The following is a 24,749-nucleotide window of genomic DNA, read 5'->3' on the forward strand; positions in this document are numbered from 1 at the left end:
TAATAAAAAGCACTTTAATTTCTGTTCTGTATTTAAAGAGGAGGATAAAATGCGTGCACGGGTAATACTTTATAATAAAGAAAATAAGGCTGTTTTATTGATTCACAGATTAAAAAATGGTCGTAACTACTGGGTAATACCAGGTGGTGGTGCAGAAAACAATGAAGCTCCAGTAGATACTACAATCAGGGAAATAACTGAAGAATTAAATATTCACCTAAAGTCAGCTGACCTGATACATTTTTTTAAATGCGAAGGAAAAGAGTATGAAGAATTCTTTTATGCTAAAATCCCATATATTGCTGCACCTAAAATCAGTGGTGAAGAAAGAGAGCGCTCGAGCAGCTATAATGTTTATCAACCAGAATGGGTAGTCATTAAAGAGCTGCCAAAGATTAATTTAATGCCGCCAGAAATAGCTGCTAAAATAGTAACTCTGATTTGACAAAAAAATGCGGTGATTTCATACTATTATGTTAGTAAAATATTTATCCGAATGTTCAAATAGGAGAGTAAAAATGGCCCACAGAGAAATTTTAGTAACTACTACCGAAAATATACCTGGTAAAAAATATGAAATTATTGGTGAAGTGTTTGGTCTGACTACTCAGTCCAAAAATTTTGTTAAAAATTTTGGTGCAGGATTAAAATCCGTAGTTGGTGGTGAAATTCACAGTTATACCAAAATGCTTGAAGATTCACGCAGTCAAGCTTTAGCAAGACTGCGTCAAGCTGCAGAGGATAAGGGAGCAGACGCAATCGTAATGATGCGCTTTGATTCAGGTTCGATTGGTGGGGACATGCAATCTGTTGTTGCTTATGGCACCGCCGTAAGATTTATTGCAGACAACGAATAGATATAGTATTATTTGAAGTATTCGCTTTATGAAAGTTGAATGCTTTTTTATTATTGTTGATTTGCCACTTTAGCTCAGGAGGTAGAGCACCGCCGTGGTAAGGAGGAGGTCCTCAGTTCAAATCTGGGAAGTGGCTTTAATTAATTTGCTTTTTGATATTGCCTAAATTACTGGCTAATTATATAACTAATAGTATAAGGCGTAAATTTTATAATAGGAAAATTATTAACATAGATTTTAAGTGAGGAAGTTTATTTGCTATGAAGAAGATTAAATTATTCAAGAAAATGTTAATTGCAAGTACGATGTTAACTATCGGTTTTGCTGCATTAGACGTAAGCGACCAACCTATTTTGGCAAAATCTCTGCCAGTTGCTACGACCAAGGATTATAACAAGCTGCAGAAGCTTTCTAAAAAGTCTGGCGTCCATTACATTAAGAAGAGGAAATGGTACGCCAGCTTTGTCCCTGGCGATAATGTTCAAGCATATCGCCATTTAACGTCACATAAACTATTGGAAACTAGATCCGATCCTGGAGTTGATGATTGGGATATTTTTATAGGTGCGGGAACTATCAACGGCACACGCTACTTTATTAGTAATATTAAGGAAAAAGATGGCAAAAAGAAATATATAATACCAGCAGCATATTGTCAGGTGCCTTATGGCTACAAGTTTAAAAAAGGACATGCTGTAGTTCATGATTACAATGGATCTTTGGCCAATGCTTATAATGGTTATAGTGAAACTGATCATCAATATGGTAAGACATTAACTAAAGAAAATATTATTTATAGTAATAAGGAAGATGCTACCTTTACTGTTTCTTTGAAGCAAGATGGTCAAGCCAAAGGAAAACATAAAGGCTTTTGGATTGGGCGTACACCGATTAAATTCAGAGTTGATGGGACAAATACTTACGAAAATTATTATCCCCTTTATAACTATGTCGCAAATGGTGAATTGATTGTTAGTTATATTAAAACCAAAGATTTAAGTCAATTTAAACGAGCAACAGTGACTTATGATCACATTGGTACAATTACTAAGAGTCATAAATTCAAGCCCGCCCATAAAAAGCTAAATATTTGATTACGAGTTAAAAGATAAGCGGGATGATTTAACGTCTTTGCTTGCTCGTTAGAAAATAAATTGGTTAAATTAATAAAATAAGATAGACTGTTAGATTAGTAGTATGATTTACTATATTTAATGTCTATCTTTTTTTAATATAAAAGGGTAATAACAATTTACAAAGTAAGAAGTAATTAAGCATATTGGCGCCTAAAGGACTTTAAATTTATCTAAATAGAAGTAAAGCTTCTATGGAAATGATCAATTTTATAAAAAGTATTTTACAATTAGAAAGGAAATAAATTTGGATATAACTAAAGTAACTGATTTTGTTAAAGAGCAGCTGCAAAATGAAAAAACAGGGCATGATTTTTATCATGGACAACGAGTAGCTCATCTGGCCAGCAAAATGTATTTGCAGGATAATCCCGATGCGCATGAAGATAGCCGCATGGTGGCTATTATTCAAACTGCGGGATATTTACACGATACTATTGATGAAAAAATCTGTGCTGATCCTGATCAGGTTCTTGCCAACATTAAAGAACTGCTCCCTAAGGTGGGTTTTACTTCCCTAGAAGTCAAAGATATTTTATTCACTATGCAACATATGTCTTTTTCCGCTAATATAGAGCATCATTATCAGTTGCCAGTATCAGGAGAGTATGTGCAAGATGCTGATCGCATTGAAAGCTTGGGTGCAATTGGCATCGCCCGTGCGTTTACATATGGCGGTGCTCATGGCAATGTGATATACGACCCCAGAATCAAACCACAAAAGCTGGTAAGTCATGATCAGTATCGTGAGCATAAAGAAACAACAATTAACCATTTTTATGAAAAACTGTTTCACTTGGCTGATCTAATGAATACTGCTGGAGGTAAAAAAGAAGCACAAAAAAGAACGGAATTTATGCGTGGTTATGTTAAAGAATTTATGACAGAATGGAATGTTTAAGCTGCATATAGCCTTATGCGGCTTTTTATTTTGCTCTTTTTTAAAACACGAACATTAAAAATCATAGCAAGTCTAGTTGCCTAGAAAATTTGAATTGGGGATTTTCCATTTTTAACAGTGTCCTCTTGCGTTCAAGGCCACCAGCATAACCAGTTAAAGACCCATCACTGCCAATTACACGGTGACAGGGAATAATTAAACTAATTGGATTATGTTTGACTGCATTGCCAACAGCGCGCGCCAAATTTATCTTATTTTGTCCTTTTTGTACGCGATTAGATAATTCTTTATAAGTGGTTACTTCACCATAAGGTACTTTTTGTAGTTCTTTGAGCACTTTTTGACTAAAAGTAGACACATTGGGTTTAATTGGTACAGCAAATGGATCAGGAGTTTGGCCAGCAAAATAGTTCGTTAGCCATTTTTGAGCTTGCCCAATAGGTCTAGTTACAGAAATTTCGGCAACACTCAAATCATAGCCGGCACCAAAATATTTTTGCCCGTTAAACCATAATCCTAATAAATTTTTTTCATCACTCAAAAGAGTCAGTGTTCCTAATTTTGATTCGAAAAAATTTTGATATAACTTCATTTTATTTCTTCCGTAACAAATTAACTTTTCTGTTTATTATACCTTGATTCATGAACAATAGAAGTTTGCAATTTTAACACTAAAACTGACCGAAGATTTAGCAGCTTAACCAGTTCTATACGAAAATTTCAACTTTTTTATTTGTGGTATACAAAACATTATGAGTAAAGCTTAGTTTCGTTTTCATGAAAAAACAGGAATGCTATCAGATCAATACTTTATCTTGTAGTGGACTTTTGACAATACTACCAGATGTGGTATGTTAATTACTGTGTAAAAAATTAGGAGGTCACAAGATGAAGTCAAAATTTAGAAAATTCTTTTCCATTAGTGCAGTAGCAGTTGCTGCAGGGTTAGCGCTTACAGCATGCTCAGGTAAAAAGCAGGGAGGTAGTAGTAATTCGAGCAGCAGTGCTAAGCACTCCATTGCGCTAATTACTGATACTGCTGGTGTTAATGATAATTCTTTCAATCAGTCTGCTTGGCAAGGCTTTAAAGAATATGGTCAGGATCATAATCTTACCCGGGGACGTAATGGCTACCAGTATTTTCAATCTGGCAGTGCTGCAGATTTTGAACCCAATTTTGATCAAGCAAGCAAAGCTGGTTATCAAACAATTTTTGGTATTGGCTATAGCTTAAAAGATGCTGTCAAAGCTGCTGCTAAAAAGAATCCTAAAAAGAACTACGTTATTGTTGACGAAGTAATTAAGGGGCAGAAGAATGTGGCCTCCGCCAATTTCAAGAGTGAGCAAGCTTCTTACTTAGCTGGTGTTGTAGCAGCAACGGAAACAAAGACCAACGTCATTGGTTTCATTGGTGGCGCTCACGGCAATATTATAGACTTGTTTGATGCCGGTTTTACTAAAGGTGTTAATGATCAAGCCAAAAAATTGCATAAAAAGATCACGCTGTTAAATCAATATGTGGGCGATTTTAAGAGTTCCGACAAAGAAAAAGCTATTGCCCAGTCAATGTATGCTAAAAAGGCTGATATTATCTTCCATGCTTCCGGATTAGCTGGCAATGGCTTGTTCCAAGAAGCCAAATCAATTAACCAGACGAGAACAGCTGCCAAAAAGGTTTGGGCTATTGGTGTTGACTCTGATCAATCTCATTTGGGTAATTATAAGACAAAAGATGGCAAAAAAGATAACTTCGTTTTGACTTCTGTAATTACCGGTGTCAATGTAGCAACCCGAGACATTTCTAACCGTGCTTATGAAGGTAAATTCCCCGGTGGTCAACAACTGGTTTATGGTTTAAAAACTAACGGGGTTTCGATCAAACGCGGACAAATTAGTGAAAAAGCTTGGCAATATTCACGTAAAGCTCGTACAGAAATTATTAAGGGTAATATCAAAGTGCCAATTCATCCAAGTAAATAGTTCGCAATATGCCAACATTTTTACCTATAATCAACCACAAAAAAATATTTCTTGAACTAATGCGTATTTTATTATAATATTAACTATGAAAAGTTCGTATTTTGTGGAGGGTAAAATTAATGGGTAAGAAATTTACGAAATTTTTGTCATTAGGATTTTTAATGGCATCATTTACTTTAGTTTTGAATGCTTGCTCGGGAAAAAAGCAGGGAACAAGCAATCAGAACAAGAAAGACAGTATTGCTTTAATTACTGATAGCAATGGTATTAACGACCAGTCCTTTAACCAGGCTGCATGGGCCGGCTTTAAAGATTATGGTAAAGAACATAATCTCAAGCAAGGTAAAGGCTATCAGTATTTCCAATCTAGCAGTGCTACTGACTATACGCCTAACTTTAATCAAGCTGCTAAGTCTGGTTACCAAACAATATTTGGTATTGGCTATATGTTAAAAGATTCGGTTAAAGCTGCTGCTAAAAAGAATCCTAAGAAAAATTTTGTAATTGTTGACGATGTGATTACTGGTCAAAAAAATGTGGCTTCAGTAACTTTTAAGAGTAACGAATCATCATATTTAGGTGGTGTGGCTGCTGCTTATTCAACTAAAACTAACAAAGTTGGTTTTATCGGAGGAGCCAAGTCCGCTATTATTGATACTTTTGAAGCTGGTTTCAAGCAAGGCGTAAGAGACGCTGCTAAAGCTCAGCATAAAAAAATCAGTGTTAGTGTCCAATATATCGGCAACTTTACTTCAAACGATAAAGCTAAATCAATTGCACAGTCAATGTATGCTAATAAATGTGATGTAGTATTCCAAGCTGCAGGAAATGCTGGTAACGGCGTTTTTCAAGAAGCTAAGGCCCTAAATCAAACTAAACCAGAAAGTAACAAGGTTTGGGTAATTGGTGTAGATGTTGACCAGAAGAATCTAGGTAACTATAAAACTAAGGATGGCAAAAAGGCTAACTTTACTTTAACTTCAGTATTGAAGGGACTAAACGTTGCAACTAAATCCTTGGCTGACGATGCGGCTAAAGGGAAGTTTCCAGGAGGAAAGCATCTTGTCTACTCCTTAAAAGGCAATGGTGTTTCCATTACTAAGGGCAACCTTACACCAAAGGCATGGCTGGCAGTGGAAAAGGCCAAACAACAAATAGTTTCCGGAAAAATTACTGTAGCGCAAAATTAAAGTAAATTATTGATTAAAACTCTTTGTGTAAATTTATGCAAAGAGTTTTTTACGAAAAAGGAAATTTACATAAAATGGAAGATATGACGAACGTAATAGAAATGCGCCATATTGTGAAGGATTTTAATGGTTTTAAAGCCAATAATGATATTAATCTGACTTTAAGAAAGGGCGAAATATTGGCTCTTTTAGGAGAAAACGGTGCTGGTAAATCGACTCTAATGAGTATTTTATCAGGATTGATTCAGCCCACTTCAGGTACAATCAAAGTCCGCGGGCAAAAGGTTAATATTAAAAATCCGACTATCGCAAAAGATCTAGGTATCGGTATGGTACACCAGCACTTTATGTTGATGGAGTCTTTTACAGTTTTGGAAAATATTATTTTGGGTCATGAGACAACCAAGGGACCTAAACTGGATTTCAAAAAGGCTGAAAAGCAGATTAAAACTTTATCTGAGCGCTATAACTTAAACGTTGATCCTCAGAAAAAGATTAGTGAGATCACAGTGGCCCAACAGCAGAGAGTAGAAATATTGAAAGTTCTCTACCGTGGTGCTGACATCATGATTTTTGATGAACCTACTGCCGTTTTAACCCCGCAGGAAATTACTGAATTCATTCAAATTCTGCATGAACTCGCAAAAGAGGGTAAATCAATTATTTTAATCACGCACAAGCTGGAAGAAATTGAACGAGCAGCTGATCGTGTAACTGTTATCCGTGCTGGTCAAAGCGTGGGCACATTTGCCGTTGCTAACGTTGATAACAATCGTCTGGCAGAATTGATGGTTGGTCGTCACGTTAATATGCAGGTTAATAAGCCCACAGAAAAAGTTGGACGCACAATGTTGCAAGTTGAAGACCTGCATGTAAAAAACAAGCAAAATGTTGCTGTAGTTAAAGGGCTATCTTTTAATTTGCATGCTGGCGAAATTTTGGGAGTCGCTGGTATTGACGGTAACGGTCAGGATGAACTTGTCAGGGCCTTAACCGGTTTGCAACACGTTGATTCTGGCAAAATCATAATTGACGGCGAAGACATGACTAATCATAAAGTACGGCAAATAACCGAAAAGGGCGTGTCATATATTCCAGCAGACCGGCAAAAATATGGTTTGATTCTGCCTTTTTCGGTTTCTGATAATTTAGCCCTGCAAACTTATTATCAAGAGCCATTTTCACGTCACAACGTCATGCACTACGATGTCATTCACGAACATGCCCAGAAATTGATTAAGCAATTTGATATCAGAACGACCAGCGAAAGAATGCCTGTGAGTGATTTATCTGGTGGTAATCAACAAAAAGTCATTATTGCCCGTGAATTAAGTCGCAACAGTAATTTAGTTATTGCGTTTCAGCCGACCCGTGGCCTTGATGTTGGTGCGATTGAATATATTCATAATCAGCTTTTAAACGAAAGAGCTCAAGGCAAAGCAATTTTGTTAATATCATATGAGCTTGATGAAATAATGCAATTGTCTGATCGTATTATTGTACTTCACGATGGTAGAATTTCTGGTGAAGTCAAGCCAGAAAATACTAGCGATGAAGAATTAGGTTTATTAATGACCGGCGTTAAGAAAGAAGGCAGCGCACTTGCTTAAAGTAACACTAAAAACCAAGAAAATCTTAGTACCAATCATTTCTATTTTGGCAGGCTTTTTAGTCGGAGCAATCATCATGCTGGTTTGGAGCTACAATCCGTTTCAAGCGTATGCTTCAATGTTTTCCAGTGCGTTAGGAAACATGAACGGCATAGGTGAAACGATTCGTGAAGCAACTCCCCTGATTTTCACTGCTATTGGATTTGCCATTGCTTCTACTGCTGGCTTTTTCAATATTGGTTTGCCCGGTCAGGCACAAGCGGGTTGGCTGTCATCTATTTGGGTAGTTTTGGCTAATCCGAACATGCCTAAAGTATTTTTACTGCCACTGGCTGTAATTACCGGTATTATTGCTGGTGCACTTGTTGCCGGTGTTGCCGGCTGGCTGCGTGCTCAATTTGGTACTAACGAAGTAATTACAACCATTATGATTAACTATATTGTGCTTTATTCCTGTCAATATTTAATGCAGCAAGTAATGTCAGCAAAATTGCGCATTGATACGGATACTACTAAAACAATTACTGCTAACGGCAGTTTGAAGATTGATTGGCTCAGTTCCATGTTTGGCGATTCGCGGATTAATGCGGGTATTTTTATTGCTTTGGTTGCAGTTTTTTTATATTGGTATTTAATGAGAAAAACTACTACAGGTTTTGAAATTCGTTCGGTTGGTACTAATGCTGCAGCTAGTCGCTATGCCGGAATGTCTGCCAAAAAGAATATCATGCTGTCTATGCTATTATCAGGTGGTTTTGCCGGCTTAGGCGGTGTTGTTCAAGGTCTTGGTACATATCAAAATTATTTCACCCAAACAACTAGCTTAGATATCGGCTGGGATGGTCTGTCCGTTGCTCTTCTTGGTGGCGGGACGGCCGTTGGCATTTTACTGGCTTCACTATTATTTTCAATTTTAAAAATTGGTGGCTTAGGGATGCAGACTATTGCCGGTATTCCTTATGAGATTGTTTCAATAGTAATTGCTGCTATCATATTCTTTGTTGCTATTCAGTATGTCATTGGATTACTGTTTAAAACTAAAAGGGTTAAAGAAACTCAGAAAGACACAGCGACTGAAGAAGCTGAACCACATAACGTTACGGTGAGTTCTACAAAGACCCAGGGAGGACAAAATTCATGAATTTAGTTACGATTTTAGCTTTAATTGTGTCATCGACTTTTGTCTATTCAGCACCATTAATTTTTACCGCTTTAGGCGGTGTTTATAGTGAAAATTCAGGTATTACCAACATTGGCCTTGAGGGAATAATGACAATGGGCGCTTTTTCTGCCATTGTGTTTAACCTAACTTTTGCTTCTACTTTTGGTAAAGCAACTCCTTGGATTGGTCTTCTTGTCGGAGGTATTGTTGGCTTATTGTTTTCGCTGCTCCATGCTGTAGCGACCATTAATTTTCACGCTGATCACATCATCAGTGGGACTGTCCTCAATCTTATGGCGCCACCATTAGGAGTGTTTTTAGTCAAAGCTATATATGATAAAGGTCAAACTGAAAATATTACTCAGAGTTTCGGCTACTTTAGTTTTCCTGGCCTTGCTAATATTCCTGTCATTGGACCAATTTTCTTTCAAAATACTTCTGCACCTGCCTGGCTGGCAATAATTGTGTCAATCGCACTATGGTGGATTTTGTATAAAACTCGCTTTGGTCTACGTCTGCGTTCCTGTGGTGAAAATCCCCAAGCAGCTGATACTTTAGGGATCAATGTTTATGGTATGCGCTACGCTGGCGTGCTAATATCCGGCTTTTTAGGCGGAATTGGCGGAGCAGTTTTTGCGGAAGCAATTTCAGGCAATTTTTCAGTTTCTACTATTGTGGGACAAGGCTTTATGGCGTTAGCAGCCATGATCTTTGGTAAATGGAACCCACTAGGGGCAATGATGGCTTCGCTCTTCTTTGGCTTTGCTCAAAGTATCAGTATTATTGGCAATCAGCTACCATTCTTTAGTCACATTCCTGCTGTTTATATGCAGATTGCTCCTTACGTAATTACCATTTTAGTTTTAGTTTTGTTCTTTGGAAAATCTGTTGCTCCTGCAGCAGATGGTCAGAACTATATTAAGTCAAAATAGGAAAGAATAATGAAAGAAATTTATTTTAATCATGACGGTAATATTGATGATTTAGTATCATATTTGTTACTTTTATTGGCTCCAGACATTAAATTAATTGGGGTCAGTGCAATTGATGCGGATGGTTACGTTGACCCGGCTGTTGAAGTATGCCGTAAAATGACGGACCGATTTAACTTACGCGGTGACCAAATAGAAATTGCTAAGTCAAATTCACGGGCTGTTAACCAATTTCCAGAAGAATGGCGTAAAGCTGCTTATTCATTTGATTTTTTACCATTATTAAATCAATCTGGCAAAATGATTACTAAAATGGCAGAAAAGCCTGCCCATTTAGATATGGTCGAAAAAATTATGGCGGCAAGTCAGCCTGTAACTTTAGTTATGACGGGACCTTTAACCGACTTGGCTCGTGCGCTGGATACTAATCCTAAAATTGCGGATAAAATTGAGCAGCTATACTGGATGGGCGGTTCTCTTGATGGTCATGGTAATGTTGTTCAGGTTAACGTTGATGGTACGCAAGAATGGAATGCCTTTTGGGATCCGTTTGCTGTTGATAGGGTTCTGAAATCAAATATTCCTATGCAAATTATCGGCCTTGAAAGTAGTGAAGAATTACCATTAACTGATGAATTAAGAATGCATTGGGCAAGTTTGCGTGAACATCCAGCTGTAGACTTGGTTGCGCAAGGCTATTGTCTGCTGGTTAATCCCCCAATTCCAAGCTCGCAACTTTATTTTTGGGATGTATTAACGACAATTAGTGCTCTTTATCCGGAAGTCGTTTTGGCCTCTGAAAAGCACAAGGTAAAGGTGGTTACACAGGGATTGGCTGCAGGACGAATGGAAGATGATCCTAATGGACGCGAAATTACTTTGGTAACTAAAGCAAATAAAGATTTATTCTTTAAAAAATTTGATGAGCTATTATTACGTGGCAAGTAAATAATTATTTATAATATAAAAAAGACGGAATTCGTTTTTGAACTTCGTCTTTTTCTATTAGTTATAAATTCGCTTAAGCTAGTGAATCCCAAGCTGGTAAGTCTGTAATTGGACCCTCAGCAATAGCTACTTGTTCTGGTGTCAAGTACTTTTTGTGGACAACAACTTCATAAACATAGTCATTGAACCAGTCATTATTCATAACAAAGAAACCTTTGTCACCGTTCTTTTCGCCCCAGGAATTTTCAACTTTCCATTGACGCACATGGCCACCATCTTCATCAACACCAACAAAAGCCATAGCGTGAGTTGAAGCGCCGGCACCGGTACGTAAGCGGTCAGCTTTGGACATCTTGAGGTCAACACCGAAGAGATCACTTAGTTTATATAAGTCGCTGTCAAGATATCCCTTTTTACGATCGCTTTGTTCACCAACATCATTACCAAACCAAACAGCTTCACCATCTTTTAATTGGTTAACAGCTGCAGTTTCCAAGTATTCCATTGGGACATTCAAGAATTTGATGCGGTATGATCCTTCAACGTTATCCTCAAATGGCAGACCATATAGCTTATCATATTCATGATCTGGTGCATTAGACAATACAACGTAATCATTGAAGTCAACATCGCCCATGTATTTATGCAAAAATTCTAGTGGAGTTAAATCTTTGTCCAAATGATATTTCTTGTCATCATCACGGTATTCCAAGTCAAATTTCTTAGGTGGTTCTCCAACTGCAATTGCTGTTATTTGGTAAATTTCACTTAAGAACTTCTTACGGGCTTTTTCTATTTCATCATCTTTACCGTCTTGCTTTAATTTGCGTAAAACCAGAGCGTCTTTTTTCAGTTTATCGCCCAAAGCTTTACCTAAACCGGCAGTGTTATTGGTATTAAAACTTTCAGGCATTGCATAGGAAGGCACAACACCGTATTTTTCAATTAAAGCAGCACCCATGTGGAATTGACCCCCGTCTCCGCCGGCACTGTCTAAATATGCTTTTACGGTACGGGAGTCAAGCGGTTCATCAGCAGTAGCTAAAATATTGTCATAAAAAATATTTGCCCGTTCAATTTTATCCCAGAAAAAGTTGTAACTTTGTGAGAAAGTAAAATTCTTGCAGTGATATTTTTTGCCAAAATAATGCCGTAAAATATTTAAGGTAGCAAATTCCCAGCAACGACCTGATTGGCGCTGGTTAGTAACATTTTCAGTATCCAGCTCTGTTGAAAATACGCGGGTCAATTCGCCTTGAACACGTTCATTGTAAGATGCTGTTAAAACACCGCTTTTTTGAGCAGCCCGTGCCACAACTTGATTTTGCGGTTTTTCATTAAAGTTTTTCGCAAACTCTTCTAGTTCTTGAACAGTTAGTTTGTGAGCCATAATATATATTCTCCTTTTTTAATCTATTTTTAAATTACCTTATATTTTAATCTAAAAGAAAAACGAGTTCAATAGCTGACCACGCTTTAGCTTTATAATCCTAAAACTTGTTTCTTCTTAGCCGAAAATTCTTCTTCAGTCATTATTCCCTCATCAACTAACTCTTTAATTGTTTTAATTCTACAATCATATCTTGAGTATTTTCTGTTGTATTTTATGCTGGAATATTTTGAACACTTTGTTGATAATTCTGCGACATGCTTTTAATAGCATCTGCTAAAATTGGTGCCGCGGTTTTATCTAAATCGTTAAGAAAAATATTTGTTGCGCCATTGGTTATTTGAATTTAGCAGTTAATAATCTTGAGGATAAAAAAGATTAAAAGATGAAGTAAACCTCTGCTCTAGCAGACTAGGTATTTAGTAATGACCAAGCAGCAAGAACAGCTATATTAAAATTATTATTAGACTAAAACTATTTAAAAAAGAGATCAATTGTCTCTGAGAACTTTAATACTATTTTTGCGTGATCAAAAACCCTTAAACAAGTTAGAAACAAAATAAGCCAATCAGACTGTGATCTGGTTGGCTTATTTTATTGTTTCTGAAAAGTTTTATTTTAAAAACAGTTCAGACAAATTTAAATAGACTTTCTATTATTTCAGTGAGTTAATATACTTTGATAATTTGAAGACAATTAGTCAATTTGGATTGAGTTATCGCTTGCGCCAGCTTGTTGCTTTGGCAGGGTAATTGTCAATACACCGTTATCGTATTTGGCATGAATGTCACTTGCAACTACGTTTGGTAATCTGAAGCTGCGTGAAATGTGGCCTTCACTTCTTTCACGGTGAATAATGCTGTTGTCCTTAGACATATCCTTAAATGACTTTCTTGAACCGGATACGCTCAAAATACCATTATTGTAATTTAGGTGTATTTTATCCTTATCCATTCCGGGCATATCAACTTTGATTACATATTCTTTGTCGTTTTCAACAACATCTGATTGCATTAATTTTGCTACTTCGTTATCATCGAAAAATTTTCTTGGAAGATCAAACCAATCGTTCATCGCATCGAATAAATCATTGTGCCGATTCATCATATCATTTGCCATAGTAAAAAACTTCCTTTCGAAATTTATATATTTGTATCAGAAGACTTCCATTTCTTCCTTGCAATTATTATTATAGTATGCAGATTCATAAAAGGGAAATAATTAGCACTATTATTTTTAGAGTGCTAATTTATAAAAACTAAAGCCTATATAACAGTAATTATAGCTTGTGGATAATATTGAAAACAAAAAAATAGGAGAGAATATTTTGGTTTATTATCAAAAAATGACACCGCAGGGTTACCAAAAAATTAAAGATGAAATTGCTGATTTGAAAAAGGACCGACCTCGAAGAATTAAAATTCTGCAGGAGGCACGCTCTTTGGGTGATTTGTCTGAAAATACCGAATATACAGAGGCAAAACGTGATCTAGGTCACCTGCAGAGTCGTTTGCGCTACTTAGAAAAACAGTTGAAATATGCAGAAATTATTGAAAAAAAAGCTGATGGCAAAGTAGATTTGGGTAAAACTGTTACTTTAAAATTTGCTGATGATCCAGAAACTGAAACCTATCAAGTTGTTGGTCGTATGGAAGCTGATATAGCTGCTGGTAAAATTGCTTTTGATTCACCGTTAGGGCAGGCAATTATGAAAAAAGAAGTTGGTGAAACCGTGAAAGTAGTGGCACCAGCTGGAGAGTATCGGGTAACGATTAAAGCGATTAAATAATTTTTTGCTTGATTATTCGAACTTGTGTTTGTATAATTTATTTTAGCGAACATAAGTTTGCAATAGGAAGTGAGAGCAATGTATGATTATCGTTATGAACCTCATCGTTTAATTTTTATGATTGATAACAAATCATTCTTTGCTAGTTGTGAGGCATTGCAATTAGGACTAAACCCGATGAAAGCTGTATTAGCGGTTGTTTCGCATCAGCCACATACAAATTACGGCTCGGGGCTAATTATGGCGGCTTCACCTTTAGCGAAGAAAAAATATGGCTTAACCAATGTCATGCGGGTGCGCGATTTACCTGCAAAAAAAGATGCACCGGATCTCATTTTGGCAGAACCACATATGAATTTATATATCAAACGTAGTATGCAGGTACTGGAGATTTTTCAGAAGTATGCAGCCGATGAAGATATCCATGTTTATTCAATTGATGAGAGCATGATTGATATGACTAAATCATGGCGTTTGTTTGGGGATGATCCTTATCTGGTTGCACGCAAAATACAAGTTGAAATTAAAAATAAGATTGGTCTTTATACTACTTGCGGGATTGGAGAGAATCCCTTGCTGGCAAAACTGGCAATGGACATATCGGCCAAGCACCGCCGCTCAATGATTGATTACTGGCATTATATCGATGTACCGGATACTATTTGGCAAATTAAAGATATGGAAGAAGTTTGGGGAATTGGCAAAAGAATAGCTGCCCGTTTGCGCCGTTTGCATATTAATAATATGTATGAACTGGCACACACCGATCCAGCAATTTTAAAAAATGAGTTTGGCGTGATTGGCGAACAGTTATTTGCGATTAGCTGGGGAGTTGATCGCAGCATTATCAGTGAAGAATATTTTCCCATAATGAAAAATTACGGTAATTCTCAGATCTTAAACCGTGATTATACAAATCAGCGAGAAATTGAAATAGTTTTACGTGAAATTGGCGAGCAGGTAGGTGCCAGAATAAGGGCACATAGATTGCAAGCAGGCTGTATTAGCTTGTTTGTTGGCTTTTCTAAGTATGAACAAGATGGCAGTCGCAAAGGCTTTAACGTGCAGCAAAAAATTTGTCCCACTAACGATAATGATTTGTTGGTTGAAGAAATACTGGCACTTTTTCGTAAAAACTGGCGTGGAGAAACGGTCCGAGCCTTAGGAGTTAATTGTAGCCGCTTGACACCAGATAATTGTCAGCAACTAACCTTTTTTGTTCCCGCGACGCAGCAAATTAAAAAGCACACAATAAATATAACTGTTGACAAAATTAGGAAAAAATATGGTTTTACCAGTTTAGTAAAAGCCTCAAGTCTGTCTAAGGGTGCAACGGCGATAAGGCGTAGCAGCCTAGTTGGTGGACACAATGGCGGAAATGCATATGAATGATTTTGATAAAGTAGTTCAAGATTTTTTTAAAAACTACCAAGATCGCAAAATGAAAAAGTGGCAGGGTTTCTTTTTGAGCGATCATACTATGGCAATTAATAAAGATAAGCAAAAGCGCAGCGTAAAGCACCCTGCTAAAGATACTATGAGTATAGAAGAAATAAGCTTGCAGCTGCTTAAAGCATATGGCAATCACCGCATGGTACATCTGCAGGTTAAAGTTATGAACAGTGATAATCAATTACCAGCTGATATCTGCGGCTTTGTCAATGGTTACAGTGAAGACGACATTATTGTTGACGGTCAAAAAATTGCTTTAGAAGATATAAATAATATCAGTGTAGATTAAGAAAAATTACCTTGATATTTTATATAGATATCTTTTTTTGCTATAATATGGAACTTGTAAGGTACATAATAGTATAGAGGTAATTTTTGTGAATACACCAGCATCAAGGCAAGGCAACATAATACGCTATCTTATTTATTTTATTAGCTATTTGATGGTTGCCGGGGTGATTAAGTTAGTTACTGCTAATTCACCAATTCATATTTGGGATCTAATTTTATTTGCAACTATCTCGTTAATGGTCTCACTGTTTTTTATTTATCGTTTTAATAGGGAACAACGCTTTTTTGACCGTAGTTTTGCGGGATCCTGGCTTAGCAACTTTGGCTTAATCGTTGGTTTGACTGCTGTGGTAACAGCATTGCGTATCAGTGTTTCCTGGTTGCAATCCTATGGCAGACTTAAATTATATAATTTTCAAATTGCATATTTGCATCATGAAGGAGTAGTGACCTACTGGTTTTTAGTAGTTGCAATTGGCATCGTTTTACCAATACTGCAAGAATTTTTAATTACCGGCTTTTTATTCAATTATGCTTTTAGGAGCAATACTGTTTCAGCTGCAATTCTAGGAATACTAACTTCAGGGCTTCTGTTTAGTTTACTTAATTGGCAAAGCTCACTGCCATTATTACTAATTAATATAATTTTTGGAGCCCTTTTTGCCTGGTCATACCTTTATACGCAAACCTTATGGATGCCGATTTATTTAGCAATTTTAAATGGGGTCCTCCTAATGATTATGACGTAAAGTATTGAAATTAAAATAAGAGTCAGAAAAAATTTCCTGACTCTTATTTTTTTACTTGTAATATTTATTAAAAGTTACTCATTTTGACGTATTGGTTTTTTCCTACGATATAATATAACTTCTGCTGGATCTTAACGGCTGCGCCATAAGTTCTAACTTTTTGCCCTTTCTTTAAGGCTTTACGCTGCAACTTTTTAGCTGCTTTACTGTAAACGTAGCTGTTGCGCCTGAGCTTGCGCTTAACACCCGAGACGTTAGTAGCCTTAATATAGTTATTTTGACCTAATTCGTAATACTTCTTGCCCTGAATAACTTTAGTACCATAAGTCCAAATAGTCTTGCCCGTAAAGTATTCGCCAGTTTTACGGCTACCATTTTGGTCGTACAGGTAGGAATTATGAAAAACTGTTCTCTTCACTGCAGTCCGGTTTGTGACGTTTTGCGAGTAAATATAGGTAACACTCTGTGGTCTATCAGTATAGAAACCAGTGGCATTATTTGGTCTTTGAGTCAAATTATAGCCAGTCAATTTTACTTCTTGCGTAAGATAACCATCTCCGACGTTACCGGTTAGAACCCGATCAGGAGCAAGCTGCTGGCCATTTTCATCTTGGTAATGAACTGTAACGACTCCTTCTCCAATATAGTGGGAGCCGGTTTGTTTCGGTTTCTTAGCATAAATATAAGTAACCTCTTGAATTTGGTCAGAAAAAGTTCCTTTGGTGTTTGCCGGACTAGTTTTTAAAATATAGCCATTAATGTCTTTGGCACTACTGGAATATGGATCACCACTGTTTCCAGTTAAAGCATTATCCGGAGCTATGCTTTTTCCTGATTCATCCAGAAAGTGCTCTATAACTGCAGAATTTGTTCTAACATAAGTATCATGATCTTGTTCACCCGTATATTTGGACATTAATTCCTTGGATGTCCAATGTTTGCTGCCTTCAGGATGCTCCATAGTGCCGCTGCCAACATTTAGCCAAAAGCCAGGTCTATCTAGTGCAGTATTTTTAAGAGAACAATTTGGCCCTAAAATTAAAGTATTCAAATTAGAAGCTCCGGCTAGCATGTAACTTTTCTTTGCAGAAAGCGTATTGAAATTACTGATATCCAAAGTTTTTAAGTTAATACAATTGCTAAACATAGCTGACATTTCAAGCACTTTAGCAGTATCAAAATTCTTAAGATCTAGGCTGGAAAGACTAGTACAATAGCCAAACATGTTAAACATACTGTTAACTTGAGAAGTATTAAAGCTGCTAAGATCTAAACTGGATAGATTGGTGCAATTATTAAACATGTTAGTCATTTCATTAACTTTGGTCGTATCAAAATTTTTAAGGGATAAGCTGGTAAGACTTTTACAATTTTGAAACATTGCATACATATTCCTAACGTTTCTGGTGTCAAAACTGCTTAAATCAAGTTGTTTTAACTTCTCACATCCACTAAACATTTGACTCATACTGGTAACTTGAGATGTATCAATATTTTCTAAACCTTCAATTTTAGTAGTGTAAGCAAGGTCAGAAAATATCCCGTTTGCTTTACCAATAATTTTCAACGGACCATCAAACTTTAATGTTTCAGCGAGTCCGAATGTATTGGGAATATAGGGAATAAGTTGATCAGGATCAGTAATAGTCCCTCCTGAAATAGTGCATACACGTGCATCAACATCAAGTGTTACTTTTAATCCGTCCCACTCACCAGTCATTACTGATTCAGGATCCTCTTCCTTAGCTAACATAGTTCCTGTATTCTTGTTTTTTAAGCTGTTAGTATTTTGATAAAACTCTTTGTGCTTACTTTTATGCTTATTAATTATTTTTCTTTTTGTAGTCAAGGGTTTAGCTACTGCAGTATCAGCTTTAATGACAGCAGGATTCATAGCAATTAAACCTAGAGCTGCTGTAGCGACACTAGTTAATATTATTTTTTCTTTGCCGTGTAAATTAAATTTTGAATTCATTATTATACCTTTTGACCTTACAAAATTAAAACCAGAACCAAACTGACATTAATTTTAAAAATAATACCTAAATTTATATTAACACTAAATTATTTATAATTATATAAAAATAAATTAATATATGTTTATAGTATATTTAAATATTATATGAATAAAATAGATATAATAGCCTTACATTAATAATTTGATAAACAAAAAAGCAATAGCTAGTAAAGCCATTGCTTTTTATTTAAGCGGATAGCGTGAATCGAACCCGCATCTTCAGCTTGGGAAGCTAACATTTTACCATTAAACTATACCCGCATTACTCAAACAGTTTACCATGTTTCGTTTTCGAAACCAAGTTTTGTTTTTTAAAATTTTACAAGTAGCTGCTAGGAGAAGGAAAAATTTCTTAAAGTAGCGTCATTTTTTAAGAGTTTCAGTCTGAATTTGCGTAATAATAAGTAGGAGTGAAAAGCTATTTGAATTAAATTGGAGATATTATTGTTACTTTTTAGGTGGTAGCTTAACAGAATCGAGTTGCAACTGACTACGGTCGACTAAAGATGAAAAATTCTGAAATAGCCACTGGCGCAATTCAGCAGCCTGGATAACTAAAGGCATTCTGTTATGAATTTCAGCGTAAGTTCTGTTTGGTTGAGTAGTAACCATTGAAAAATGATCCTTTTGATAAATTCCGGCAATTAGTGTTAATGCACCGTTTGCATTCTTGAAACTAAAGCGTTCATGGTAAGTATGACCATTTTCGGCGGAATAAGTATTATGCCCTGATTCAAAAAAATGGCTGGCAATAATAATGCAACGAGATTTGGCAAAAGAAGAATCCCACATTGACCGTTTTTCTTCAAAAAAGCGTTCAATTCGCGCATTAAATATGACTTTGTTTTGATCATACGGACTAGGATAACCCCATGATTTGGGCAGTAGCTGCAACTGGTTATCAGCATAAACCAAAACGGGAGCAAGACCTTTAGGAAAAATGTTCTGGTTTTGAGGCAAATTGCTTGCCGGTTCTACTAAAGGCAAATTTAAGTCATTTACTAAGTATTTTTTAATTTCTGCTAAACTTGGCAGCTGAAATTGATTGCACATTTTTTCCTCCGTATTTAATCATTGCATGATTTTTGGTAGAATTAATATAATTATTACATTAAAAAGATTTTAATTATTTAAGGAAGGTAAAGTATGATGAAAAAGAAAGTTATCCTTACAGGTGACCGCCCAACAGGGAAATTGCATGTGGGACACTATATTGGCTCGTTAAAAAACAGGGTTAAATTGCAGAACTCAGGTGAATATCACCCATTTATCATGATAGCTGATACACAAGCATTAACTGATAATGCGCGTAATCCTGAAAAAATCCAAAAAAGTTTAATTCAAGTAGCGCTGGACTATTTAGCAGTTGGCATCGATCCTGAAATTTCTACAGTTTTTATTCAATCACAAATACCTGCCTTGTTTGAATTAACGGCCTATTATATGGATTTAGTTACAGTTAGCCGTTTGGAACGTAATCCGACTGTTAAAGCTGAAATCAAGCAAAAGGGTTTTAATGATTCCATTCCCGTTGGCTTTTTAAATTATCCAGTGTCACAAGCAGCAGATATCACAGCCTTTAAAGCAACTTTGGTGCCGGTTGGTGATGATCAGGAGCCAATGCTAGAGCAGGCGCGTGAAATAGTGCGTACTTTTAACCGCGTTTATAACTGCAATGTATTAGTAGAACCAAAAGGTTACTTTCCAGAAAAGGGCGAAGGGCGCTTACCCGGATTAGATGGTAATGCCAAAATGTCTAAATCCTTAAATAATGCTATTTATCTTTCTGACGATGCCAAGACCGTTGAACAAAAGGTAATGTCAATGTATACTGATCCCCAGCACATTCATGTTGAAGATCCAGGCAAAGTTGAGGGTAACACTGTCTTTACCTACCTTGATATTTTTGATCCTGACAAGGATAAGGTAGCGCAATTAAAAGAAGATTACCAAAAAGGCGGCTTGGGTGATGTCAAAATTAAGCGTTATTTAAATACAGTATTGGAAAAAGAACTGACTCCAATACGTGAACGGCGCGCTAAGTACGAACAGAATACATCTGCTGTCTATGATATGTTAATTGAGGGCTCTAAAAAAGCAAACGAAGTCGCAAATCAGACCTTACAGGAGGTAAGGGATGCAATCGGTTTGAATTATTTTAAGAGGTAAAAAAATGCGTAAGCGAATTCCCTGGAAGCAGTACTTTATGATGCAGGCCCTAGTAATTGCTCAGCGCTCGACATGTGATCGGGCATTAGTGGGTAGTGTTTTAGTGAAAAAGAATCGGATCATTGGCACAGGCTATAACGGTTCTGTTACGGGACAGCCTCATTGCGATGATGTTGGTCACCAACTGGTTGACGGGCACTGTGTGCGCACCATTCATTCTGAAATGAATTCACTGATCCAATGTGCACGTAACGGCGTTTCAACTGATGACACAGAAATTTATGTTACACACTTTCCCTGTTATAATTGTGCTAAGGCGTTAGTGCAGGCTGGAGTTAAAAAAATTAATTACTACTTCGATTATAATGACAGCCCACTTGCGATTAAACTTTTTAAAGATTGCGGGGTTCCTTATGAACAAATTAAGATCGATCGGCAATATGTGGAGCAATTGGCCCATAAACTGGAAGACGCTGAAAACTAAACTAGCATTATTTACTGCTTTAATTGGTATTTTTCTAACAATGACCGGTTTTGCAAGTCCTAATATTAAAGATAACAGCAATCTGCTTGAGCGGGAAACCAGTAAATTAATTTTGGCGAAAAATGATCGTTATTTTCAGACTAGTGAGCAGCCACAAATTATTGTTAAAACGGTGAATCGGATTGATCACTTAACACCGGCAAAGTTAAATAAGTATAAGCGGACGGTTTTTATTGTTGTTGGCACTAAAAATAAAAAGCGCAATGTGCAAATTTACTCCAGTAAAGACCTGCACAGCGCATTTTCAGCCGATGTGCGCGGCAATATCATTCGTTCACAATCCGATAAATTGCGTAGCACTAATAAAAAGAAATTTAATGAAGGATTGCGTTTTGTATTTAGAGCATGTGCCACTACTATTGATCAACGTTACCAATATTCACTGGATAAGTATGATTTGTCCAGTGATGAGCGGGCACAGCTTTCTCACCCTCACAGGTTGGCCCTGCCTATAGCCTTGGCGCTTGCTTTATTAATTGGCGGTTTGATTTATTTCTTCAAAAACAATTTGAACCTAAAAAAAGATAAATAAAAAAAGATAAAAATGTTGACTTTATCATGTGTTATGTATTACACTCACAATGCAAATTAAATAAACAACAAATAAACTGTTAGGTGAGACTCCTACGTGAACAAATGCTATCGCCCGGAAACATCCAGAGATGCCAACGGGTCAAATAGTTTTCGTCGATATAAGGCGAAAACCAGATAGCTAGCTGTAAGACTTACGTCACGTAGTGTTAAAACTGAACGATGAGTATAATAATACCTGTTGAAAAGGGACGCCAAGCGGTTAGCAAAGGCGGCCCTTTTTTAGTTTGTTTGAATAATTCTGTGATGAGGAGTGGGGATAATGCTGAAAAAACCAAATGGCACAACTAGCAACAAGGATTTGGCTTTGGTAAAGGCAATTGCCAAGGAAAGCAGATCAGAAACTTTGGCGAGGCTACATGCGAGCAGTAACGGGTTAACCAGCAAGCAAGCCGAAGAAAATAGGGAGGAATACGGTTCTAATACTATTGCTTCAAATAAACATAATTCTAAGTTGCGTTTTTTAGCTGAAGCTTTTATTACTCCTTTTACATTAGTATTGCTAGTTCTAGCAACTTTGTCTTTGTTTACTGATTATATTTTTGTGCCAGCAGGTGAAAAAGATCTGACAACCGTTGCAATTATGCTAACAATGGTTTTAATTTCTGGTATTACCAGTTTTGTCCAAAACGTTAGGTCTTCAAATGCGGTAGATTCACTATTGAAAATGGTTTCTGTCACAACAGATATTATTCGTGATGGCAAAGACCAGGAAATTGATACTAGTGAAGTAGTTGTTGGTGATGTAATTCGCCTGGCTGCTGGTGACATGGTACCGGCAGACATGCGTCTTTTGACTAGTAAGGACCTCTTTTGTTCATCCAGTTCATTAAATGGTGAATCAAATCCGGTAGAAAAGATTGCAACTTCAAAGCCGAAAATTGGTGCTGATCGCGACTATCTTGATTACCCCAACATTCTCTACGAGGGCACAACAATCGTATCCGGTTCGGGGTTGGGCATTGTCTTTGCTACTGGTGAAAGAACCATGTTCGGCAAACTGGCTCATGATATTTCACATAATGATGTTAAGAATACTACCTTTGACATTGGTATCAAAAATGTTTCTAAATTATTGATTATCATGACTGCCATCATTGCTCCTTTGGTCTTCATCATTAATGGCATTACCAAAGGTGACTGGGTCAATGCTTTGATTTTCTCAATTGCTACAGCTGTTGGCTTAACCCCTGAGATGCTGCCAGTCATTGTGACCACCAATCTGGTCAAGGGGTCAATTGAGATGTCAAAAAAGGGCACCATTGTTAAAAAGATGAATTCAATACAGAACTTCGGCTCTGCTGATATCTTGTGTACGGATAAGACGGGAACATTAACGCAGGATAAAGTAGTTTTGGAACGCCATTATGATCTCAACTTAAGAGAAAATCCGCGTATTTTGGAGTTAGGCTACCTCAATTCTAACTACCAAACAGGGATGAAAAATCTGATTGATAAAGCAATTATTGAAGCTGCCGGCGATGAACTGGACATCAGTGAAATTCAGCGTGATTACAATAAAATCGATGAAATCCCCTTTGATTTTTCCAGAAGGCGCATGAGTGTTGTTGTGGAAAACTCTGATGAGCAACATGGTGAGCACCTGTTAGTAACAAAGGGTGCTTCAGAAGAAATGATGGCTGTTGCTACCAAGCTTGAAGTTGACGGTCAGATTCTGCCTTTAACCCCTGAACGTAAGCAAAAGGTAATGGCTAAAGTAAATGACATGAATGATGACGGCTTGCGCGTGATCATGCTGGGATACAAGCGTAATCCTGCTCCTGTTGGGGAATTTTCGGTTAAAGATGAAAATGACCTTATTTTATGTGGCTATCTGGCCTTTCTTGATCCGCCTAAAGAAAGTGCTAAAGATGCTTTGGCACGTCTAAGATATGATGGTATCAACGTTAAAATTTTAACAGGTGACAATGAGGCAGTTACCAGAACTGTGGGTCTGCAGGTGGGTTTAAATGTTGATACAGTTTATTCAGGTGCAGATTTAGAGGGTAAGAAACCAGAAGAATTAGCTAAAATGGTGGAAGAGTGCAACATTTTTGTCAAATTATCACCAGAAGATAAAACCAAAATCATTAACCTGCTAAAGAAAAACGGTCATACAGTAGGCTACATGGGTGATGGCATCAATGACGCGCCAGCGATGAAAGCAGCCGATGTTTCAATTTCAGTTGATACAGCTGTCGATATCGCCAAGGAATCAGCTGATATTATTTTGCTGCATAAGGATTTGAATGTACTAGAAGAAGGCGTAAGAATTGGGCGCAAAGTATTTGGCAATACTATGAAGTATATTAAGATTACTCTTTCTTCCAATTTTGGGAATATCTTGTCAATTATGGTGGCTTCTTCATTCTTGCCTTTCCTGCCAATGCTGCCATTGCAACTGTTAGTTCTCGATTTACTTTATGGAACTAGTTGTCTAGCACTGCCATTTGATGATATGTCTGATAAGTTTTTAAAGGAACCACGAACATGGTCAACTAAGAAGCTACCTAAATTTATGTTTTATTTCGGTCCAACTTCATCTGTTTTTGACATTTTGACATTTGCCCTATTATTCTTTGTAATTTGCCCCCAATTAGTCGGTGGCAATTATAGCGCACTAGGAGCAACACAAAAAGTAGCATTTGTGGCTCTTTTCCACACTGGTTGGTTTATTGAATCACTTTGGACTCAAGAAATGGTTATTCACGCACTGCGTGATCCGCGTTTGCCGTTTATTAAACAGCACGCAGCACCAGCAGTTACATTGGCTACATTTGGTGCAGGAGTAATTGGAACTTTAATTCCATTTTCATTCCTAGCAACAAAGCTGGGTTTTGGCAAGATGCCAATTGAATTCATGTGGGTAGTATTTGCTATACTTGTTCTATATATTTTACTGACTACAGTTATCAAGCATTTTTATTTAAAAGGTGAAAAGTTTTTAATCTAAAAATAAGCACAAAATGCTAAATATCTACTAAAAAAGAGAACTCCGTAAGGAATTCGCTTTTTTGTTGGTGTAGTATAATATAATTAAACAA

24 protein-coding genes, 2 tRNA genes and 1 riboswitch are annotated in these 24,749 nt (G+C 36.8%); of the genes, 19 read left to right on the top strand and 7 right to left on the bottom strand.

Annotated elements, in window-relative coordinates; genetic code table 11:
* Nucleotides 1-49: 49 nt before the first annotated feature.
* From AAA926_RS06380 to AAA926_RS06400, 5 genes are all read left to right on the top strand, one after another.
* A complete protein-coding gene (locus tag AAA926_RS06380; protein ID WP_338212150.1) occupies nt 50-445 on the top strand; it encodes an NUDIX domain-containing protein in 396 nt (131 codons plus the stop codon).
* Between the two features lie 73 nt (nt 446-518).
* Nucleotides 519-857 carry a heavy metal-binding domain-containing protein gene (locus AAA926_RS06385; RefSeq protein WP_338212151.1) on the top strand — a complete coding sequence of 113 codons (339 nt, stop codon included), beginning with the start codon at nt 519-521 and terminating at the stop codon, nt 855-857.
* 63 nt (nt 858-920) lie between these two features.
* Nucleotides 921-993 (top strand) — tRNA-Thr (locus AAA926_RS06390).
* A 124-nt stretch (nt 994-1,117) separates the two neighbouring features.
* Nucleotides 1,118-1,951 carry a hypothetical protein gene (locus AAA926_RS06395; protein WP_338212152.1) on the top strand — a complete coding sequence of 278 codons (834 nt, stop codon included), beginning with the start codon at nt 1,118-1,120 and terminating at the stop codon, nt 1,949-1,951.
* 286 nt (nt 1,952-2,237) lie between these two features.
* On the top strand, nt 2,238-2,891 hold the full coding sequence (locus AAA926_RS06400) for an HD domain-containing protein (protein ID WP_338212153.1): 654 nt from the start codon (nt 2,238-2,240) through the stop codon (nt 2,889-2,891).
* A 61-nt stretch (nt 2,892-2,952) separates the two neighbouring features.
* Here AAA926_RS06400 and AAA926_RS06405 read toward each other — a convergent pair whose 3' ends face one another.
* On the bottom strand, nt 2,953-3,483 hold the full coding sequence (locus AAA926_RS06405) for a methylated-DNA--[protein]-cysteine S-methyltransferase (protein ID WP_338212154.1): 531 nt from the start codon (nt 3,481-3,483) through the stop codon (nt 2,953-2,955).
* A 296-nt stretch (nt 3,484-3,779) separates the two neighbouring features.
* Here AAA926_RS06405 and AAA926_RS06410 point away from each other — a divergent pair, with 296 nt between their 5' ends.
* The 6 genes from AAA926_RS06410 to AAA926_RS06435 all read left to right on the top strand — a co-directional run bounded on the left by AAA926_RS06410 (nt 3,780) and on the right by AAA926_RS06435 (nt 10,713).
* Nucleotides 3,780-4,871, top strand: coding sequence for a BMP family lipoprotein (locus tag AAA926_RS06410; protein WP_338212155.1), 1,092 nt, complete (start codon nt 3,780-3,782; stop codon nt 4,869-4,871).
* Between the two features lie 119 nt (nt 4,872-4,990).
* Nucleotides 4,991-6,061: a BMP family lipoprotein gene (locus tag AAA926_RS06415; protein WP_338212156.1), complete on the top strand. Its 1,071-nt coding sequence runs from the start codon at nt 4,991-4,993 to the stop codon at nt 6,059-6,061.
* A 74-nt stretch (nt 6,062-6,135) separates the two neighbouring features.
* The gene (locus AAA926_RS06420) at nt 6,136-7,671 is read left to right on the top strand and encodes an ABC transporter ATP-binding protein (protein WP_338212157.1); all 1,536 of its coding nucleotides are present in this window, start codon (nt 6,136-6,138) and stop codon (nt 7,669-7,671) included.
* Nucleotides 7,664-8,812, top strand: coding sequence for an ABC transporter permease (locus tag AAA926_RS06425; RefSeq protein ID WP_338212158.1), 1,149 nt, complete (start codon nt 7,664-7,666; stop codon nt 8,810-8,812). The genes AAA926_RS06420 and AAA926_RS06425 overlap by 8 nt, the downstream gene beginning before the upstream one ends.
* Complete coding sequence (locus AAA926_RS06430; protein ID WP_046332576.1) at nt 8,809-9,765, top strand: ABC transporter permease; 957 nt, start codon at nt 8,809-8,811, stop codon at nt 9,763-9,765. Before AAA926_RS06425 ends, AAA926_RS06430 begins: the two co-directional genes overlap by 4 nt.
* A gap of 9 nt (nt 9,766-9,774) precedes the next feature.
* A complete protein-coding gene (locus AAA926_RS06435) occupies nt 9,775-10,713 on the top strand; it encodes a nucleoside hydrolase (RefSeq protein WP_338212159.1) in 939 nt (312 codons plus the stop codon).
* A gap of 73 nt (nt 10,714-10,786) precedes the next feature.
* Here the strand turns inward: AAA926_RS06435 and AAA926_RS06440 are convergent, their stop codons facing one another.
* The 3 genes from AAA926_RS06440 to AAA926_RS06445 all read right to left on the bottom strand — a co-directional run bounded on the left by AAA926_RS06440 (nt 10,787) and on the right by AAA926_RS06445 (nt 13,222).
* Nucleotides 10,787-12,103, bottom strand: a complete 1,317-nt coding sequence (locus AAA926_RS06440) for a C1 family peptidase (protein WP_338212160.1) — start codon at nt 12,101-12,103, stop codon at nt 10,787-10,789.
* A gap of 92 nt (nt 12,104-12,195) precedes the next feature.
* Nucleotides 12,196-12,246, bottom strand: coding sequence for a hypothetical protein (locus AAA926_RS09875; RefSeq protein WP_419144892.1), 51 nt, complete (start codon nt 12,244-12,246; stop codon nt 12,196-12,198).
* A 553-nt stretch (nt 12,247-12,799) separates the two neighbouring features.
* On the bottom strand, nt 12,800-13,222 hold the full coding sequence (locus tag AAA926_RS06445; protein WP_034978036.1) for an Hsp20/alpha crystallin family protein: 423 nt from the start codon (nt 13,220-13,222) through the stop codon (nt 12,800-12,802).
* Nucleotides 13,223-13,430: 208 nt separating this feature from the next.
* Between AAA926_RS06445 and greA the strand changes: the two genes are divergently transcribed.
* The 4 genes from greA to AAA926_RS06465 all read left to right on the top strand — a co-directional run bounded on the left by greA (nt 13,431) and on the right by AAA926_RS06465 (nt 16,384).
* Nucleotides 13,431-13,892 carry a transcription elongation factor GreA gene (gene greA, locus AAA926_RS06450; RefSeq protein WP_338212161.1) on the top strand — a complete coding sequence of 154 codons (462 nt, stop codon included), beginning with the start codon at nt 13,431-13,433 and terminating at the stop codon, nt 13,890-13,892.
* 78 nt (nt 13,893-13,970) lie between these two features.
* On the top strand, nt 13,971-15,284 hold the full coding sequence (locus AAA926_RS06455; RefSeq protein WP_198179908.1) for a Y-family DNA polymerase: 1,314 nt from the start codon (nt 13,971-13,973) through the stop codon (nt 15,282-15,284).
* Nucleotides 15,262-15,633 carry a hypothetical protein gene (locus AAA926_RS06460; protein ID WP_338212162.1) on the top strand — a complete coding sequence of 124 codons (372 nt, stop codon included), beginning with the start codon at nt 15,262-15,264 and terminating at the stop codon, nt 15,631-15,633. Before AAA926_RS06455 ends, AAA926_RS06460 begins: the two co-directional genes overlap by 23 nt.
* A gap of 88 nt (nt 15,634-15,721) precedes the next feature.
* On the top strand, nt 15,722-16,384 hold the full coding sequence (locus AAA926_RS06465) for a CPBP family intramembrane glutamic endopeptidase (RefSeq protein ID WP_338212163.1): 663 nt from the start codon (nt 15,722-15,724) through the stop codon (nt 16,382-16,384).
* Nucleotides 16,385-16,451: 67 nt separating this feature from the next.
* Here AAA926_RS06465 and AAA926_RS06470 read toward each other — a convergent pair whose 3' ends face one another.
* The 3 genes from AAA926_RS06470 to AAA926_RS06480 all read right to left on the bottom strand — a co-directional run bounded on the left by AAA926_RS06470 (nt 16,452) and on the right by AAA926_RS06480 (nt 19,454).
* Nucleotides 16,452-18,359, bottom strand: coding sequence for a BspA family leucine-rich repeat surface protein (locus tag AAA926_RS06470; RefSeq protein WP_338212164.1), 1,908 nt, complete (start codon nt 18,357-18,359; stop codon nt 16,452-16,454).
* A 232-nt stretch (nt 18,360-18,591) separates the two neighbouring features.
* Nucleotides 18,592-18,662: transfer RNA gene (locus AAA926_RS06475), tRNA-Gly, on the bottom strand.
* Between the two features lie 186 nt (nt 18,663-18,848).
* Nucleotides 18,849-19,454 carry an SOS response-associated peptidase family protein gene (locus tag AAA926_RS06480; protein ID WP_338212165.1) on the bottom strand — a complete coding sequence of 202 codons (606 nt, stop codon included), beginning with the start codon at nt 19,452-19,454 and terminating at the stop codon, nt 18,849-18,851.
* A gap of 96 nt (nt 19,455-19,550) precedes the next feature.
* Between AAA926_RS06480 and trpS the strand changes: the two genes are divergently transcribed.
* The 4 genes from trpS (at nt 19,551) to mgtA (ending at nt 24,658) form a co-directional block, all read left to right on the top strand.
* Nucleotides 19,551-20,570 (top strand): tryptophan--tRNA ligase, encoded by a 1,020-nt coding sequence (gene trpS, locus AAA926_RS06485; RefSeq protein WP_198180080.1) that lies wholly within the window; start codon nt 19,551-19,553, stop codon nt 20,568-20,570.
* Nucleotides 20,571-20,574: 4 nt separating this feature from the next.
* Complete coding sequence (locus AAA926_RS06490; RefSeq protein ID WP_045928576.1) at nt 20,575-21,054, top strand: deoxycytidylate deaminase; 480 nt, start codon at nt 20,575-20,577, stop codon at nt 21,052-21,054.
* Nucleotides 21,011-21,646, top strand: coding sequence for a TPM domain-containing protein (locus AAA926_RS06495; protein ID WP_370466820.1), 636 nt, complete (start codon nt 21,011-21,013; stop codon nt 21,644-21,646). The genes AAA926_RS06490 and AAA926_RS06495 overlap by 44 nt, the downstream gene beginning before the upstream one ends.
* Before the next feature lie 68 nt (nt 21,647-21,714).
* Nucleotides 21,715-21,880: riboswitch (M-box (ykoK) riboswitch) on the top strand.
* 87 nt (nt 21,881-21,967) lie between these two features.
* Complete coding sequence (gene mgtA, locus AAA926_RS06500; RefSeq protein WP_338212166.1) at nt 21,968-24,658, top strand: magnesium-translocating P-type ATPase; 2,691 nt, start codon at nt 21,968-21,970, stop codon at nt 24,656-24,658.
* The last annotated feature ends 91 nt before the right edge of the window (nt 24,659-24,749 follow it).

Source organism: Lactobacillus juensis (assembly GCF_036246285.1).
Lineage (GTDB): Bacteria > Bacillota > Bacilli > Lactobacillales > Lactobacillaceae > Lactobacillus > Lactobacillus juensis.

Excerpts from the sequence above, each read along its gene's own strand:
- trpS (WP_198180080.1), top strand. The coding sequence starts at position 19,551 with ATGAAAAAGAAAGTTATCCTTACAGGTGACCGCCCAACAGGGAAATTG.
- AAA926_RS06460 (WP_338212162.1), top strand. The coding sequence starts at position 15,262 with ATGGCGGAAATGCATATGAATGATTTTGATAAAGTAGTTCAAGATTTT.
- AAA926_RS06395 (WP_338212152.1), top strand. The coding sequence starts at position 1,118 with ATGAAGAAGATTAAATTATTCAAGAAAATGTTAATTGCAAGTACGATG.
- AAA926_RS06405 (WP_338212154.1), bottom strand. The coding sequence starts at position 3,483 with ATGAAGTTATATCAAAATTTTTTCGAATCAAAATTAGGAACACTGACT.
- mgtA (WP_338212166.1), top strand. The coding sequence starts at position 21,968 with ATGCTGAAAAAACCAAATGGCACAACTAGCAACAAGGATTTGGCTTTG.
- AAA926_RS06415 (WP_338212156.1), top strand. The coding sequence starts at position 4,991 with ATGGGTAAGAAATTTACGAAATTTTTGTCATTAGGATTTTTAATGGCA.
- AAA926_RS06480 (WP_338212165.1), bottom strand. The coding sequence starts at position 19,454 with ATGTGCAATCAATTTCAGCTGCCAAGTTTAGCAGAAATTAAAAAATAC.
- AAA926_RS06490 (WP_045928576.1), top strand. The coding sequence starts at position 20,575 with ATGCGTAAGCGAATTCCCTGGAAGCAGTACTTTATGATGCAGGCCCTA.
- AAA926_RS06455 (WP_198179908.1), top strand. The coding sequence starts at position 13,971 with ATGTATGATTATCGTTATGAACCTCATCGTTTAATTTTTATGATTGAT.
- AAA926_RS06435 (WP_338212159.1), top strand. The coding sequence starts at position 9,775 with ATGAAAGAAATTTATTTTAATCATGACGGTAATATTGATGATTTAGTA.
- AAA926_RS06380 (WP_338212150.1), top strand. The coding sequence starts at position 50 with ATGCGTGCACGGGTAATACTTTATAATAAAGAAAATAAGGCTGTTTTA.
- AAA926_RS06445 (WP_034978036.1), bottom strand. The coding sequence starts at position 13,222 with ATGGCAAATGATATGATGAATCGGCACAATGATTTATTCGATGCGATG.
- AAA926_RS06385 (WP_338212151.1), top strand. The coding sequence starts at position 519 with ATGGCCCACAGAGAAATTTTAGTAACTACTACCGAAAATATACCTGGT.
- AAA926_RS06470 (WP_338212164.1), bottom strand. The coding sequence starts at position 18,359 with ATGAATTCAAAATTTAATTTACACGGCAAAGAAAAAATAATATTAACT.
- AAA926_RS06430 (WP_046332576.1), top strand. The coding sequence starts at position 8,809 with ATGAATTTAGTTACGATTTTAGCTTTAATTGTGTCATCGACTTTTGTC.
- AAA926_RS06420 (WP_338212157.1), top strand. The coding sequence starts at position 6,136 with ATGGAAGATATGACGAACGTAATAGAAATGCGCCATATTGTGAAGGAT.
- AAA926_RS06495 (WP_370466820.1), top strand. The coding sequence starts at position 21,011 with ATGTGGAGCAATTGGCCCATAAACTGGAAGACGCTGAAAACTAAACTA.
- AAA926_RS06410 (WP_338212155.1), top strand. The coding sequence starts at position 3,780 with ATGAAGTCAAAATTTAGAAAATTCTTTTCCATTAGTGCAGTAGCAGTT.
- AAA926_RS06440 (WP_338212160.1), bottom strand. The coding sequence starts at position 12,103 with ATGGCTCACAAACTAACTGTTCAAGAACTAGAAGAGTTTGCGAAAAAC.